This is a genomic window from Luteimonas vadosa (genome assembly GCF_039543545.1).
In the GTDB taxonomy this organism is placed as follows: Bacteria; Pseudomonadota; Gammaproteobacteria; order Xanthomonadales; family Xanthomonadaceae; genus Luteimonas; species Luteimonas vadosa.
Genome location: NZ_BAABJY010000001.1, coordinates 526,612 through 542,033, shown reverse-complemented (window position 1 = coordinate 542,033; position 15,422 = coordinate 526,612). Strand labels below are relative to the sequence as shown.

15 protein-coding genes are annotated in these 15,422 nt (G+C 71.2%); 4 read left to right on the top strand and 11 right to left on the bottom strand.

From position 1 onward, the window contains the following. Nucleotides 1-27: 27 nt before the first annotated feature. The 5 genes from ABD970_RS02495 to ABD970_RS02475 form a co-directional block, all read right to left on the bottom strand. Complete coding sequence (locus tag ABD970_RS02495; RefSeq protein WP_345293914.1) at nucleotides 28-717, bottom strand: RDD family protein; 690 nt, start codon at nucleotides 715-717, stop codon at nucleotides 28-30. After that, nucleotides 714-1,484, bottom strand: a complete 771-nt coding sequence (gene tatC / locus ABD970_RS02490) for a twin-arginine translocase subunit TatC (RefSeq protein ID WP_345293913.1) — start codon at nucleotides 1,482-1,484, stop codon at nucleotides 714-716. Before tatC ends, ABD970_RS02495 begins: the two co-directional genes overlap by 4 nt. Further along, entirely contained in the window at nucleotides 1,468-1,911 is a 444-nt protein-coding gene (tatB, locus tag ABD970_RS02485; protein ID WP_345293912.1) for a Sec-independent protein translocase protein TatB, read from the bottom strand. Before tatB ends, tatC begins: the two co-directional genes overlap by 17 nt. Nucleotides 1,912-1,953: 42 nt before the next feature. Beyond that, entirely contained in the window at nucleotides 1,954-2,205 is a 252-nt protein-coding gene (gene tatA / locus ABD970_RS02480; RefSeq protein ID WP_345293911.1) for a Sec-independent protein translocase subunit TatA, read from the bottom strand. An 86-nt stretch (nucleotides 2,206-2,291) separates the two neighbouring features. Further along, a complete protein-coding gene (locus tag ABD970_RS02475; protein ID WP_345294545.1) occupies nucleotides 2,292-3,137 on the bottom strand; it encodes a lipid-binding SYLF domain-containing protein in 846 nt (281 codons plus the stop codon). A 233-nt stretch (nucleotides 3,138-3,370) separates the two neighbouring features. Between ABD970_RS02475 and hemH the strand changes: the two genes are divergently transcribed. Further along, nucleotides 3,371-4,366, top strand: coding sequence for a ferrochelatase (hemH, locus tag ABD970_RS02470; RefSeq protein ID WP_345293910.1), 996 nt, complete (start codon nucleotides 3,371-3,373; stop codon nucleotides 4,364-4,366). Further along, nucleotides 4,363-5,253, top strand: a complete 891-nt coding sequence (locus tag ABD970_RS02465) for an alpha/beta fold hydrolase (RefSeq protein ID WP_345293909.1) — start codon at nucleotides 4,363-4,365, stop codon at nucleotides 5,251-5,253. Before hemH ends, ABD970_RS02465 begins: the two co-directional genes overlap by 4 nt. A 21-nt stretch (nucleotides 5,254-5,274) precedes the next feature. Here ABD970_RS02465 and ABD970_RS02460 read toward each other — a convergent pair whose 3' ends face one another. The 4 genes from ABD970_RS02460 to ttcA form a co-directional block, all read right to left on the bottom strand. Further along, complete coding sequence (locus ABD970_RS02460; protein ID WP_345293908.1) at nucleotides 5,275-5,781, bottom strand: hypothetical protein; 507 nt, start codon at nucleotides 5,779-5,781, stop codon at nucleotides 5,275-5,277. Between the two features lie 73 nt (nucleotides 5,782-5,854). Next, nucleotides 5,855-6,649: a YgjP family zinc-dependent metalloprotease gene (locus ABD970_RS02455; protein ID WP_345293907.1), complete on the bottom strand. Its 795-nt coding sequence runs from the start codon at nucleotides 6,647-6,649 to the stop codon at nucleotides 5,855-5,857. A 46-nt stretch (nucleotides 6,650-6,695) separates the two neighbouring features. Beyond that, complete coding sequence (locus tag ABD970_RS02450) at nucleotides 6,696-7,601, bottom strand: recombination-associated protein RdgC (protein ID WP_345293906.1); 906 nt, start codon at nucleotides 7,599-7,601, stop codon at nucleotides 6,696-6,698. A 34-nt stretch (nucleotides 7,602-7,635) separates the two neighbouring features. Continuing rightward, the gene (ttcA, locus tag ABD970_RS02445; protein WP_345293905.1) at nucleotides 7,636-8,523 is read right to left on the bottom strand and encodes a tRNA 2-thiocytidine(32) synthetase TtcA; all 888 of its coding nucleotides are present in this window, start codon (nucleotides 8,521-8,523) and stop codon (nucleotides 7,636-7,638) included. Nucleotides 8,524-8,603: 80 nt separating this feature from the next. Here ttcA and ABD970_RS02440 point away from each other — a divergent pair, with 80 nt between their 5' ends. Then, nucleotides 8,604-8,819, top strand: coding sequence for a YdcH family protein (locus ABD970_RS02440; protein WP_345293904.1), 216 nt, complete (start codon nucleotides 8,604-8,606; stop codon nucleotides 8,817-8,819). Between the two features lie 68 nt (nucleotides 8,820-8,887). Here the strand turns inward: ABD970_RS02440 and ABD970_RS02435 are convergent, their stop codons facing one another. Next, nucleotides 8,888-11,656, bottom strand: coding sequence for a protein kinase domain-containing protein (locus ABD970_RS02435; protein ID WP_345293903.1), 2,769 nt, complete (start codon nucleotides 11,654-11,656; stop codon nucleotides 8,888-8,890). Between the two features lie 274 nt (nucleotides 11,657-11,930). On the opposite strand from ABD970_RS02435, the gene ABD970_RS02430 reads away from it, so the two are divergent. Then, nucleotides 11,931-12,488, top strand: a complete 558-nt coding sequence (locus ABD970_RS02430; RefSeq protein ID WP_345293902.1) for an outer membrane beta-barrel protein — start codon at nucleotides 11,931-11,933, stop codon at nucleotides 12,486-12,488. A gap of 81 nt (nucleotides 12,489-12,569) precedes the next feature. Here the strand turns inward: ABD970_RS02430 and plsB are convergent, their stop codons facing one another. Then, nucleotides 12,570-15,248 (bottom strand): glycerol-3-phosphate 1-O-acyltransferase PlsB, encoded by a 2,679-nt coding sequence (gene plsB, locus ABD970_RS02425; protein WP_425563054.1) that lies wholly within the window; start codon nucleotides 15,246-15,248, stop codon nucleotides 12,570-12,572. Nucleotides 15,249-15,422 lie beyond the last annotated feature (174 nt).

Below are 15,422 nucleotides of genomic sequence, written 5' to 3'. Positions count from 1 at the left end.
GCCGCGGCAAGGCCAACGGCAGGCGAGTCAAAGCGCGATCGCGAACGCGCGCTCCATCGCGCGCAAGGCCGCGTGCAGCAGCCAGGCGTTCAAGGCCACGAAGGCGAGGGCCTGGAGCCCGATCCACGCGCGCGCCCAGGTTGGCAACCGCTGCGAGTCGCCCTGGAAGCGGACGCGCGTCGCGGAGACGCGGTCGTGCAAGGCCAGGTGCTCCGGCGGGACCGCCGCCAGCAGGTGCCCGATGTTGAGCGTCAGCCACGACAGCGTGCCGGAGGCGAACCGCAGCAGCGCGTGCCCGGCGGTGAGCGCGCGGCCGCTGTTGTCGACCACGTGCAGGCCCACCGCCCGCTGCCCCGGCGTGGCCTGCCCGCCCGACCGCTCGAAGACGACGTGGTAGAGCAGCGACATCGCGACGAAGGCGGCCAACGGCGCCAGCAGCAGCGAGGACAGGGCCGCGGACAGGGCTTCGACCGGGACGCGCAACGCCTCGCTGGCGAGCCACTGCCGCGCCAGCAGGAGCGGCGGTGCAGAAGATTGCACGGCATCGAGCAGCAGGGCGGACATCGCGGCGGCCAGCCGCGCGAAGGCGGCCGCGAAATCGGCGGTCGCCGCGGCGATCGTCGGCCAGGACAGCAGCAGCGCGGGCACGGCGATGATCGCGGCATCCAGCGTCCAGGCCGCGTAGCGCCGCCAGAAGCCGGCCGGACTCCCGCTCATGCGTCGGGGCCGGCCCTGGCGTCCACGGCGTTGGGCGACAGCATCCGGGCCGCCCAGATGCCGGCTTCGTAGAGCAGGATCATCGGCACCGCGAGCATTAGCTGCGAGATCACGTCCGGCGGAGTGATGATCGCGGCCAGCACGAAGATGCCGACGATCGCGTAGCCGCGGGCCTCGCGCAGCTGCGCCGGCGTGACCCAGCCCAGCAGCACCAGGATCACCAGCGCCACCGGCAGCTCGAAGCTGATCCCGAAGGCCAGGAAGATCACCAGCACGAAGTCCAGGTAGGCGTTGATGTCGGTCATCATCGCCACGCCGTCGGGCGTGACCGCGGTCAGGAAGCCGAACACCGACGGCAGCACGACGAAGAACGCGAACGCGCAGCCGGCGTAGAACAGGACCAGGGCCGACAGCAGCAGCGGCATGGCCAGCCGCTGCTCGCGCTTGTACAGCCCCGGCGCGACGAAGGCCCAAAGCTGGTAGAGCAGCCACGGCATGCTGACCAGCATGGCGACGAAGACCGCCAGCTTCAGCGGCGCGAAGAACGGCGAGGCGACCTCGACGGCGATCAGCTGCGCGCCTTCGGGCAACTTGTCGATCAGCGGTTGCGCCAGCCGCGCATACAGGCGGTTGGCGAACGGCAGCACGCCGGCGAGCACGAGCGCGAAGCCAGCCAGCGCCCGCAACAAGCGCGAGCGCAGTTCGAGCAGGTGGTCGAACAGGTGGCTGTCCTCGCCGCCGCGGTCGTGGTCAGCGTTGCCCGGCATCGTCTTCGCTGTCGGCGGGCTTCCGCCGCGGGATCGAGGCGTCGACGTCGTCCTCGTCCGGATCGGGGTTGGGTTCGGAGTCGGGGTTGGCGCCCCCGGCCGGTGGGCCGCCATCCTGGTCGATGGGCGTCATCGCGTCGCGCGCCTGGTCGCGCATCGCTTCGGCCTCGCGCCGGGCCCGTTCCCCGGTGTCGCGCAGGTCGCCGCCCAAGCCCTCGAGCGCCTCGCGCGATGCCTGCAGGTCGCGCTTGAGCTCCTCGGCGGCCAGTTCACGCTCCAGCTCCATCCGCACCGAATCCCATTGCGCCCGCGCGCGCCGCACCCAGAGCCCGGCGAACCGCGCGGCCTTGGGAAGCCGCTGCGGACCGAGCACGACCAGGGCCACGACCGCGACGAGGAGGAGTTCAGTGAACCCGAGGTCGAACATTGCGTCCTGGCGGGATGGGGTGCATGGGACGCCGGCCCGGCGTCAGCGCGGGGCGCCGTCGTCGTTGCGCGAGGGCTGCGCGCCGGCGTCGTCGCGGTGCGTCGCGTCGACGTCCGGGTTGCGCGATGCGTCGTTGAGCTGGCCGACCGGCTTGTCGTCGTCGCCCATGCCCTTCTTGAAGCCCTTGACGGCCTCACCGAGGTCGCGCCCGGCGCCGCGCAGTTTCTTGGTGCCGAACACCAGGAGCACGACCAACAGCACGACGATCCAGTGCCAGATGCTGAAACTGCCCATGGCGTGTTCTCTGCGGAGGGGCGGTCAGGATAGCAAGTCGACCGGGGTGTCGCGCGCGCCGCGCCGGGGCGGCCGCGCCCCGGGTATCAGCGCCGGGGCGTCTCGGGCAGGGGTTCGGCGTGGATCTCGTCGTCCTGCACCGGCTCGAACGGCGCCGGCATCGCATCGGTCGCGGCAGGCGGGTTGTCGACGCGCGGCGGCGGCGTGCGTGCGGGCATGGGACGTGCGGCGGACGTGCCTCGGTTGGCGCGCGCGCTGGCGGTGGCCTCTTCCAGGCGGTCGCGGAAGTCGACGACCGCATCGGAAGGCGGCGACGTGCGGCCCTCGAAGATCATCCGGGGCGTGGTGTCGCGGCCATACACGGCCTCGTTGGCGGCATCGTCGATCGACAGGACGGCGCCGTCGAGCGCGACGCCCGCGAACAAGCCGCGGGCACGCGACCAGGACCAGATCTCGGCCTTGAGTTCGCCATCGGTGGCGGTCGATGCATTGCGCCCGAGCGGGCCGGCGGCCACGCCGGCATCGGCGCCGAGGGTGAGCTTGCCGTTGACGATCGATTCCAGGCCGCGATCGGTGTGGAAGGCTAGCACCACGTCCGCGGACTGCACGCCGACCTGCAGGCCGATGCTGCCGCCGGTGAGCTTGACGAAGCTGGGGTTCGACCAGGTGCCATCCGCCGTCTTGACCGACAGCAGGCCATGGCCGCGGCGGCCGCCGAGGATCAGGCCGGCCTTGATCGTGTCGGGGACCACGACGATGGCGCGCGCTTCGTCGAGCAGCTTGTCGGGGATCGCCGATTCCGGGACGGCCTGGATGTCCGTCAGCACCCGGACCGCGTTTCGCGCGCGCGCATCCTGCTGCGGACCGGCGAAGGCGGGGGCGGCGGCCAGGGACACGACCAACGTGGCGGTCAGCAGCGAGAGGCGGTTCACGGGACGTGCGGGGCGGACGACGGGCATGGGAACTCCAGTGAGGCGATCGGGGTGACGCGATCGAGGCGATGCGAAAGGGTTCGAAGCGAATGCGACCAAAGGCAGGACCGCGCACGGCAGGCGAAGTTCAGGCTATGCGCCGGGCGATGAATCAGCGATGAGTTCCGGCGCCGGAAACGAGGCCACGGGACCCGCGGGATGCCTTCGCCCTCCTGCCCTGCCATGCTAGCGGCATGGCCACTTCGACTCCTCCCGCGCGCGACGCCGTGCTGCTGGTCAACCTCGGCACGCCGTCGGCGCCGACGCCCCGCGCGGTGCGTCGCTACCTCGCGCAGTTCCTCCACGACCACCGCGTGGTCCAGCTCACCCGCTGGTTGTGGTGCCCGCTGCTGCACTTCTTGATCCTGCCCCTGCGCTCCCCCCGGGTGGCGCGCAAGTACGCCGAGATCTGGATGGACGAGGGCTCGCCGCTGGCGGTGCATACCCGTCGCCTGGCCGAGGCGGTGCAGGCGCGGTTGCCGGACGTGCGCGTGTCGCATGCGATGCGCTATGGCGAGCCGGCGCTCGCGTCGGCGCTGGCCGGGCTGCAGGCCTCGGGCGCGGCGCGCATCCTGGTGTTGCCGCTGTATCCGCAGTATTCGACCACCACCACGGCCTCGGTGGTCGACGTCGTCGAGGCCGTCGCGGCCGATGGCGACGGCGTACGCGTGGTGGACGATTACGCGGTGGACCCCGGCTGGGTTTCCGCCGTGGCCGGCTCGATCCGTGCGCATTGGCAGGCGCAGGGGCGCGGCGACCTGTTGCTGTTCTCGTTCCACGGCATCCCGCAACGGCTGGTGGACGCGGGCGATCCCTATCGCAGGCGTTGCGAGGCCGGGGTCGAGGCGATCGCGGCCGCGCTCGCGCTGGAGTCCGCGGACTACCGGGTCGCGTTCCAGTCGCGGTTCGGCCGCGAACCATGGCTGCAGCCCGCCACCGACCAGCTCCTGCAGGCGCTGCCGGCCGAAGGCGTGCGACGCGTGGACGTGGTCTGCCCGGGCTTCGCGGTCGACTGCCTGGAGACCCTGGAGGAAATCGCGATGCAGAACGCCGCTGCGTTCCGCGCGGCCGGCGGCGAGTCGCTGTCCTACATCCCCTGCCTCAACGACGCGCCCGCGCACGCCGAGGCGCTCGCGGCGATCGCCACGCGGGCGCTGGACGCCTGGCGAACCGGTACGGACGGACCGTGAGCCTGAAAGAGTTCACCCTGCCGACGGCCGGCCTTCCGGTGGCGGGCCTGCGCACCGCGGGCGCCGTGCCGGCGGACGCGCCGCGGGTGTTGGCGCTGCACGGCTGGCTCGACAACGCCGCGAGTTTCGTCCCGCTGGCGGCCTACCTCGACGACATCGACCTGGTCGCGCCCGACCTGCCGGGCCATGGCCGCAGCGCGCACCTGCCGGCCGGCGCGGACTACTCATTCGCCGGCGCCGTCAACGACGTGCTCGACATCGCCGATGCGCTCGGCTGGGACCGCTTCGCCCTGCTCGGCCACTCGATGGGGGCGGGCATCGGCAGCCTGGTCGCCGCGGCCTGCCCAGGACGCATCGAACGGCTGGTCGCGATCGAAGCGCTGGGGGCGCTAGCCGAAGCCCCCGAACGCACGGTGGAGCGCATGCGCGACGCGGTGGCCGCGACCCGCGCCCTGGCCGGCAAGCAACTGCGTGTGTTCCCGGACATCGACAGCGCGGTGCGCGCGCGGATGCGCGCCAACGGGCTGAGCGAACCGGCGGCGCGGCTGCTGGTGGAGCGCGGGCTGGTCGCGGTCGCGGGCGGGCATGCCTGGAGCAGCGATCCGCGCCTGACCTTGCCGACGATGGTGCGCATGACCGAGGCCCAGGTCGAGGCGCTGGTGCGCGGGATCGAGTGCCCGGCGCGCGTGGTGTTCGCCGACCCCGCCCAGCCCTACCTGCCCGACGACCTGCGCCGCGCCCGCGCCGCGTTTCTGCCGCGCGGCGAACTGGTGGTGGTCCCAGGCGGACACCACCTGCACATGGAGGATCCGCAGGCGGTCGCCGCGGCGATCGGCGATTTCTTCCGGCGACCCCGCAACGGGCGCGGGTCCGGCGATGCGTCGTGACCCCGTCGCCGGGTCGACCGTCTACTGCGTTTCGGTGCGCAGCTGCACGCCCATCACCACGCCGTCGCTGCCCTCGCCCTTGTTGAAGGACAGCACCGCCGCCCGGTGGTCCTTCTCGTAGGAGAGCATCGCGGTGTCGACCGAATGCTGCATCGACATCGTCTGCGTCCAGCCCGCCTTGGCCATGGCCTGTTGCGCCGCGCCGAAGATGCCCGCCACCTTGCCCTGCGTGGTGACGCTGACCATCCGCGTGCCGCCCATGTCCATCACGCTGTTCACCGAGTAGCGATCGGGCAGGTAGACGTCGTCGGGGAAATCGGCCGGCAAGGGCAGCGATTCGCCGGACTGGACGACGAACTCGCCGTCGGCGGTCTTGACCGAGAGGCGATCGCCGTCGCGGTCGACGTCCACCTGCTGCCCGCTGGCGCGCTCGATCGCGGATTCCGTGGCGGCGTCGGCGGCCTTCTCGCAAGCGGGCAGGGCGAGGACGAGACCGGCGCAGAGCGCCATGAAGCCTCTGGATGGCATGAGAACCCCCGGGGGGCGGCGAGAGGTGTCGGTAACCGGGTCAACGCGAAGGCATTGTTCAACCGGACAGCATTCAACCGGACAGCAGGCCCCGGAGCCGCGCCTTGATGCGCCGGCCATGGTCGTGGAAGTAGTCGCGCTCGCCGCGCCAGTCGGGGCAGCGCGCCTCGACCTCGCGCCAGAAGGCCGGGGAATGGTCGGCGTGCACCAGGTGGCAGAGCTCGTGCACCAGCACGTAATGGAACGCCGACGGCCGCGCCAGCACCAGGGACAGGTCCAGCGACAATGCATCGTCGGGCGCCAGCGAGCCCCACTGCGAGGACATGACCTTGAACCGGATCCGGGCAGGCGGGCGCGGCAACCCGGGCAACCAGCGCGGCAGCCAGCGGCCGACGTCGGCGCGTGCCTCGCCCTCGTAGAAGTCGCGCAGGGTCCGGCGCAGACCCGCATCGCCGATGCGCGCCGCATGGGTGAACGCGATCCCGTCCCCCTCGCGCATCGCCCGGCTGAACGGACCGGCCTGCCACCGCACCGGCAGGTCCTCGCCGCGCAGCGGCAGCACGCGCGTGCGATCCCGCTCGAGCGGCGCGATCCCGTCGATGGCATGCAGCCCGACCTGTTCGACGATCCAGGCGCGGTGCGCGCGCAGGAACCGGTCGCCCGACGCCAGGCTGGCGCGCGCCGGCAGCGTCAGCCGCGCGCCGCGTTCGTCCACCGTCAGCCGCATGCGCGTTGCACGTGGATCGCGGACGCGCAGCACGGGCAGGCAGCCGCCATCGGCGAGCGGCACGTCGACGGTGTCGCGTTGCAGCGGGCGCGGCTTGCTGGGCGGATCGCCGGAGCGCAGCAGGCGGAGCAGCGAGGTCATGGCGACATGCTACCGGGTGGGCGCCGGCGGGCGCCGGTCGTGGCGGTCAGGAATCGACGCGCGACAGGCGCAACGCCCCCTCCAGCACCGCGAACAGGCGCTTGAGTTCCGCCGCCATCAGCGCGAAGCGCGCGTCGAGCTCGGCGCGGATGTCGTCCGCCTGCGTGACCTCGAGCTGGTCGACGGCGCCGTCGAGGAACTTGAGCTTGCGCACCACCAGGTCCTCGCCGAGCACGAACGACACGTGGTCGTCGAGCACCAGCGCCAGGCGCGTGACCTGCTTGCCTGCCTGCAGGTGTTGCGCGATCTCCTCGCCCTGCAGGTCCTGGCGCTGGCACTTGACCACGGCGCCGCGTTCGGCCGCGTCGTGCAGTTCGCATTCCTCGCCCAGCGACAGGCCCTCGGGCAACGGCTCGCCCGCGATCCACCCGGTGAGGATGGCGCGCGGCGCGACCTCGGCGTTCAGCGGCAGCGCCGGGAAGCTGCCCAGCGCGTGGCGGATGTCCGACACCACGGCCTCGGCGTTCTTGCGCGAGGCGGTGTCGACGATGCACAGCCCGTGCGACAGGTCGAGCATGGCGTCGGTGCGCGATGGCCGCACGAAGGCGCGCGGCAGCAGTTCGTGCACCAGGTCCTCCTTCATCCGCTTGCGCATGCGCCCGCCGGGCTTGCGGCCTTCGCGCTCCTCGACGTGGGCCAGCTTCTTGGCCAGCAGGTCGTTGACCACGGCGGCCGGCAGCAACTTGTCCTCGCTGCCGACGGTGAGCCAGACGGCGTCGTCGACGCGGTGGGTCAGCGCCTCGGCGTCGCGGCCGAACGGCGGGACGAAGCCGCGCGAGGACAGTTCCAGCGCGCCGACGGGCTTGAGCGGCACGTCGGCGAGGCGGGTTTCGAGGTCGGTGAGGTCGAGCGAGGCGGGGAAGCGGAACAGCGTCAGGTTGCGGAAGAACATCGAAGGTCCTGCAAGGGGGAAGGAAGCGCGCGGCTCAGGCCGCGTCGTTGTCGTCGTCGGATGCGAAGGCCATGGCGCCGGCCGGCGCGGCGCCCGGCGCAAGGCCCAGGCGCATGAAATCGAACTGGGTCCGGTCGCCCAGCTGCGACGGGCGGATGTCGCACAGGGCACGGGCGATCTGGTCGATGCGGCCCGGCGTCTCGCGCTCCCAGGCCGCCAGCATCCGCTGCACCTGCTGGCGCTGCAGGTTCGGCTGCGATCCGCAGAGGTTGCACGGGATGATCGGGAAGCCCTTGAGCTCGGCGTAACGGGCGATGTCGGCTTCGGCGGCGTAGGCGAGCGGCCGGATCACCACGTGCCGGCCGTCGTCGGACAGCAGCTTCGGCGGCATGCCGGCGAGCTTGGCGTGGAAGAACAGGTTGAGGAAGAACGTCGCGACCAGGTCGTCGCGGTGGTGTCCGAGCGCGATGCGGGTGAAGCCCTCGGCCCGGGCGAAGGCGTACAGCGCCCCGCGCCGCAACCGCGAGCACAGCCCGCACATGGTCTTGCCCTCCGGCACGACGCGCTCGACCACCGAATAAGTGTCCTGCTCGAGGATGCGGTAGTCGACGCCGAGCGCTTCCAGGTAGTCGGGCAGCACGTGTTCCGGGTAGCCGGGCTGCTTCTGGTCGAGGTTGACCGCGGTGATGGAGAACGCCACCGGCGCCTTGCGCTGCAGCTGCAGCAGGATGTCGAGCATCGTGTAGCTGTCCTTGCCGCCGGACAGGCAGACCATGACCTTGTCGCCTTCGCCGATCATCCCGTAGTCGGCGATCGCGCGCCCTGCCTGGTGGCGCAGGCGCCGGGCCAGGCGCTGCTCGTCCTGCGTGGCGGCGGGCACGCGCGGGCGGACAGGATCGGGCAGGGGCAGGACGGTGTTCATGGGGTCGCCATTCTAGCGAGTGGCCGCTTGGCCGCGCCCCGGGCCGCGATGGCGCGCGCAGCGTGTAACCTGAGCGGGCGATGCAGCCCATCGGTCCCTCCGAGCAATCCCGCCTGATCGAGCGCCTTGTCGCGCTGCGCGTCGAACACCGCGACCTCGACGCCGCCATCGCCCGCCTCCAGACCGACCCGCAAGCCGACGAGCTGGCGGTCAAGCGGCTGAAGAAGCGCAAGCTGCAGCTCAAGGACTGCATCGAACGGCTCGAGAGCGCATTGATCCCGGACGAGCCCGCCTGAGGCGCCTGCCCCCGGCGCGACGGAGTCCATCGGCGCGACGAAACAAGCGTGGCGCGTTGGAAGCGGCGTCAGGCGCGGCTGGCGTCGGCTGCCACGACGACATGCCGTGGCAGTTGCAGCAGCGGGCTGCCCTTGGGCAGCAGGGATTCCAGTCCGCGCCGGCACGCGTCCAGGTGCCGCCGGGCCCGTGTGGCTTGCGAACGCGCGGCGCGCAGCGCGCCGCGGTGGCACTCGACCTGCGCCGGCAGCAGGGCACTGGCGTCCGGGTGGCGCGAGAGCGCGGCCAGTTTCTCGAGGTAGGTTTGCGCCGCCACCGTGTCGCCGAGCGCCAGGTGGGTGTCGAACAGGTGCGTCCAGTAGGTCTCGCGCAGGTACGGGAAGTCGCGCTCCAGCCCGGCGGTGCCGGCGGCCAGTTCGGCGAGCAGTTCGCGGGCGGCGTCCTGGTTGCCCAGCCGCGCCTCGGCGGCCACCGTCGTCAGCGCGGCGAAGATGGTCCAGTTCTGCCAACCGGCCGCCTGGCGCAGGAACTCGTATTGGGGTCGGGCCAGCGCCCGGGCGCGCGTCCATTGGCCGAGCGCGTAGGCATGTCTGGCCCGGTGGATCGCAGGCGTGCGGCCCTGCGGATTTTCGGGACCGGCGATGCGATCGAACATGGCTTGCGCCCGTGCGAGCGTGCGTTCGCCCTCGTCGATCCGGCCTGCCTGCAACAAGGCTCTGCCATGGTCGGCAAGGGCCCAGGCCAGCGACATGCTGCCGCCGGGCGCCTGGCGTTGCCGCACCGCCACCAGCTCGGCATGCGTCCGTTCGCTTGCCTGGACATCGCCGACACGGTTCTGCGCGATGCCGGTGAACCACAGGGCGTAGCCGAGCAGGTCGTCGTCGCCGCTGGACCGGATCCGCTCCATCCGCGGCGACAGACGGTGCAGCACCCGCCGGTTCTCGTCGCGACGGCTGTCGGACAGGGCCAGGAAGACCTCCGCCATGTCCGGCGGCAAGCCGGCGGCCAGGAAGTCCGCGCGGGCGCGCAGGCACGCGGCGTCGGCCCAGGGCAGGCTGCCTTGCCAGTGCCATGCGCGGCACAGGGCCGACTGGGCCCGTGCGACGGCCGGCAGGTCGACGGGGCGCGTGCGGCGCAATGCACGGACCTGCTTGTCGTAATGCCCCACGGCGCTGCCGAATTCGTTCATGCCTTCGTAGGCACCGGCCAGCGCGCCGTGGATTTCGGCCGCGATCGCGGGTTCGTCGGAGAAACGACCCTTGACGTCGTGCGCGGCGCGGTCGATCGCGTGCCGCAGGCTGAGCGGCCTGCTGCCGACTTCGTAGGGATTGGCCTGTCGCAGGATGCCGTCGGTCAGGAAGTCGACCACCGCCGCGGTCTTTGCCGCCTCGGCCTGCGCCCGCGACGTGGCCCCCAGCGCGATCTCCCGCTCGCGGCGCGTCGCCTGCTGTTGCCACAGGGACAGCGCGAGGACGGAGAGCAGCACCGAAACCGCCGCCAGTCCCCGGCGCCTGCGCCGTTTCATGGTCGCCAGCTGCTTCGCCGTGCGCAGGATCGCCTGTTCGCGCGCGCGCTGCCGTTCCTGAGCGTGTCGTCGTGCTTCCAGCCCGCGCAGGCGATCGGCGAGCTCGGCGGGATCCAGCAGGCGCCGGTGCGGGTCCGAGGCGGCGGCCGCGGCGATGTCCTCGCGCAACAGCGGATCGGTCACCTCCAGCTCCCAGCCGGGCGCCAGGGAACGCCGCAGGTCCCCCACCACCAGCTGGTAGAGCAGGACGCCCAGCGAGAACACGTCGCTGCGCTGCGTGGGGATTTCACCGGCGATGACCTCCGGTGCCATGTACAGCAGGTTCCCCGCCTGCCCGGAGGTGATCCCGTGCACGGGATCGATGATGCTCAGGCCCATGTCGAGCTCGGCCAGCCGGGGCGTGATCGCGGCCTGCCCGGCCCCGAGGTCCGAGAGCATCAGCCGCCACGTCCCTCCCGGCGTGGCGGGCTCGAGCGGGTACAGGTTCTCCGGCTTGAGGTCCTTGTGGATGATGCCCAGTCCGTGCAGCGCCGCGAGGGTGTCGCAGAGCCCGGCGCACATCTGCAGGCGCGCGTCGAGGTCGATGCCGGCCCACCCGCCCCGGGCGTCGATCCAGTTCCGGAGGTTGCCCTGCTCGAAGAAGGGCATTTCGGCGAAGAAGGGCGGATGCGCCAGGTTCCACCCGGTCAGGCGCGCCAGTCCAGGGATGTCGGCGGCCGCGGCCGCCATGTAGCGCTCCAGGGCGATCTCTCGCTTGAGGCTGCGCAGTCCGGCTTCGCCGGTCGCCAGCTTCACCGCGCAAGCCTGGCCCGAGCTGTCCTGGGCGAGGTAGATCAGCCCCGCGCTGCCCTCGCCCAGCCGCCGCCGCAGGGACCATCCCGGCCGCTGCGGCAGGGGGTCGCCCGGGCGCAGGCGGTCGGCTTCGTGCGGGTGCGCGTGGACCTTGGCCAAGGGCACGGTCTCGAAATGCACCCCAACGGCCAGGCGGTAGCCATAGCCGTGCACCACCTTCAGGCTGCCGCCGTCCGCGCCCAGGGCGTGGCGGATCCGGCTGACCGCCTTGGCCAGCGAGTTTTCCGAGACGACCCGCGCCGGCCACCCGGCTTCGAGCAGCTCGTCCTTGCCCACGACCTCGCCGGCATGGCGCAACAGGCAGAGCAGGACGTCGTAGCTGCTGCGATCCAGGTCGACCCCCTGGCCGGCCACGGTCAACAAAGCCTCGCGCTCGTCCACGATCGCGCGACCGAAGCGCCAGATCCCCGGGCGAGCGCCGCCGCCAGGCGTTTGTTCGGCTGATAGTCGATCCCGGGCCACGACCCCCCTCCGTCGCGATCGGCGGAAGCTTGTGGTCAAACGGGCGCAGGGTTCAAGTCTTTCAAGGGCGTCCGGGCCCGCAATCGCCCCGATTCAGAAGCTTTCAGAAGTTTTCCCGATCCGGGAATGCATCGGGCCGAGCCGCCACGCAATCCTGCGCAGGTCCGGGGACCGCGATCGCGCACGCGAGGCGTCCTTCCCGGGCCTGCCGGACACCCATGCCGGCAGCACATGGTGGTTCATGAACATCAATGAATTCAGGGGAGACTCCAGAATGAAGGCACTTTTGACCACGTCCTGCGCCCTGGCCCTGGCCAGCCTGTCCGCGAACGCCTTGGCGGTCGAGGGCGGGACGGGCTTCGTGCGGGCGGCCGCGGGCCACAGCACGGTGGACGTCGACGTCGACGGATTCGGCAGCGACAAGGACGACGACCGCACCCTGCAGCTGGGCGGTGGCTACTACTTCACGCCCAACGTCGCCATCGAGGGCTTCTACGCCAACCTCTACGACTATTCCGAGGACGGCTACTCGGCCAAGCTGACCGGGCTGGGCCTGGGCGTGGTCGCCAGGAAGAACTTCGGAGCGGACAACAACGGGTTCTACATCGCCGGCCGCCTGGGGGCCTTCCGCTCCAAGGGCGACGCCAGCGCGACCGGCGTCGGCAGCGCCAGCGGCAACTCGGTGAAGCCGTACTTCGGCGTCGGCATCGGCTACGACTTCAGTTCCAACTTCGGCCTGGGCCTGGACTACACCAGCTTCCGGTCGGATTTCGACGACGAAATCTCCGTCGACGCCCGCACGCTGACGTTCAACGCGGAACTGCGCTTCTGATCGACCGGCCCGGGCGTCGCGCGATCGCGGCGCCCGGGGCCATCGGTTCGGCCGACAACCAGCCCTCGGGGGGGCGGGCGCTCAACCGTCGGGTTCCGCCCTCGCGGCCTCGGGGCTGATCTTCTCGATGGTGTGGCGCAACTCGCGCCCGAGGATGATCTTGGCGTCCTTGGCCCAGACGTCGAGGCGATGGTCGAAGGCCAGCTTGCTGTTGCCATCGAGCCGGACCAGCTCGAGCTCGCGCAGCTTCTGGATGAAGCCGCGGAACAGGGTCTTGTCGAAGAACTCCGGCGCCGCCGGGGCGTACAGCAGCGAGAGCCTTTGCGCGGCGAGCTGGCACAGGCTCTCCAGCTCCCCGGCACCCAGGGTCCCGGAACCGTTCTTGGCCAGCACCGAGATCGCGATGTAGTAGCGCTCGAAGGCCTGCTGCAGCGGATGGCCGAGGGCCCGCAGGCGGAACACCTCGTCGGACTGCCCGGCGTTGCGGCCCAGGATGCCGCCACCGTTCTCGCCGACCGATTCCAGCAATCCCTCGCGCACGAACACGTCGATGGTCCGGTCGATGCGCGCTGCGAATGTCTCCTCGTCCCAGGGCAGGAACAGTTCGCCCTGCAGGAAGGGGTACATCGAGCGCCCGATGCTGATCACGCTGTCGCGCGCCATGCGGCGGTTGTGCAGGAAGCAGCATGCGATCCAGGCAGACGCCGTGAACAGGTGCACCACGTTGTTGCGGAAGTAGCTGAGCAGCACCGCGTTGTCGTCGTCAACCGACAGCACGTCGCCCAGCGGATGCGTCGTCCGCTGCAGCACGTTGATCTCCTCGCCGTGGGCGATGATCTCCTCGGGCGCATGCGGGGTCACCGTGACGCGGTCGCTGTAAGGCACTTCGGCCAGCAGCACCCGCGACAGGCGGATCTGCGCCAGCAGGTCGCCTTCGCCCATGGCGTGCTTGGGCGTGGAGAGCAGGGCCATGGCCAGCAGGTTGATCGGGTTGACGTCGGCGGCGCGGTTGACGTTGACCTGGATCCGTTCGGCCACGGCATCGACGGTCTCCGACAGCCAGTCGGGGCGGTCCTCGTCGTCCAGCGGCTCGCCGTCCCAGCCGCCCGCATGCTCGGCGAGCACGTCGCCCAGCGCGATCGGTTCCCCGAAGTTCACCACGACCTGGCCGTAGTTCTGCCGCAAGACCTTGGGGATGCCCCACAGCAGCTGCCAGATCGATTCCTTGTCCTTGGGCTTGCCGGACAGCTCCTCGAGGTAGCTGCTGCCCTCCATCAGCTTCTCGTAGCCGATGTACACCGGCTGGAACAGCACCGGCCGCGTCGGCTGGCGGAGGTAGGCGCGCACCGTCATCGCCACCATCCCGCCCTTGGGCCGCAACAGCCGGCCGGTGCGCGAGCGCCCGCCCTCGATGAAGTACTCGAGGGCATAGCCACCGGACACCAGCTGCGCCACGTACTCGGTGAACACCGCCGAGTACAGGGCGTTGCCGCGGAAGCTGCGGCGGATGAAGAAGGCGCCGCCGCGGCGCAACAGGTTGCCGATCACCGGCAGGTTGAGGTTGACGCCGGCGGCGATGTGCGGCGGCACGATGCCGCGGGTGTACAGCAGGTAGGACAGCAGCAGGTAGTCCATGTGGCTGCGGTGGCACGGCACGTAGACGATCTCGTTGCCCGGCGCGATGGCCTTGAGGTCGTCGAGGTGGTGCACCAGCACGCCGCGGAAGATGCGGTTCCAGACGGTGGTGAGCAGGAAGCTGGCCGAGCGCACGACCGGGTGCGAGTAGTCCGCGGCGATCTCGTAGGCGTAGGCGTGGGCCTTTTTCCAGGCGTCCAGCCGGGCCCGGTCGAGATCGGCCGCGCCGCGGCCGCTGCGCGCCTTGGCATCGCGGCGCGCCTGGTCGTCGATCGCTTCCTTGACCGGGATCGAGGACAGCACCTTGTCGACCAGCAGCCGGCGCGTGGACAGATCGGGTCCGATCACCGCCTCGCGGATGCGGTTGAAGTGCACCCGCAGCACGCGCGACAGCTTGCGCACCGTGCGCTCCGGCGTCAGGTCCTCGGCCACGACGTCGCGGATGCGCACCGGCGCGGCGAACTGCACCAGGGTGTCGCGGCCGTTGAGCAGGATCGCGAGCAGGCGGCGGAAGCGTCCGACCAGGGTCCAGTTCTCGGAGAACAGCACCGAGAACCAGCCGCTGCTCTTGTCCGGGGAGCGTCCGACGAAGATCGACACCGGGACCAGCTGGACGTCCAGGGCCTCATCGTCCCGGTGCGCATCGAGCAGGCGCGCCAGCGAATCGGAATGCGTCTTCTGTTTCGGTGGCTTGCCCTGGGTGGCGAGGGCGGCGGCCACCTTGAGGGCATTGGCGGCGTTGCGGCGCGACAACGCCACGTAGGCGCGCTTGCGGCCCAGCGGATCGCCGGGCAACGGCCGCAACGGCGACGGCAGTCCCGCTTCGCGGCAGGCACGGTCCAGGATCAGGGCATTGGACAGGCCGTAGTCCTCGAGCACGTAGCACACGGGGCGCGCATCAATGAACGTCTCCGGCGCCTGCGGCTCGATCTTGAGCACGATCCATGGCGACAGCAGCTTCCCGAGCAGGCGCGCCCACCAGGGCCGCTTGACGCGTCCGGCGGCGACATGCGCCGGCACCGGCGCCATCGCGGGCGGAGCCGGCGCGCCGGATTCAGTGGCGCCTCCCGGGGTCGCGGGCGCTCCGGGCGGGGCCTCGCCGGGTTGTTCGCTGCCAGCCAGCATCGGCCCGGCGGCGGCTTCCGGCGCGGCCGGGTCGTCCGCGGGCGCGGCGGCGGCGTCGCAACCGGGCCCGGACGGATCCGCGTGTCCCCCGGGAGCGGGCTCGGGATCGAACAAGGTGGGTTGGGTGGGCATCGGCGGCATTATGCCGAAGCGGCCGCACCAGGGCCGGGGATG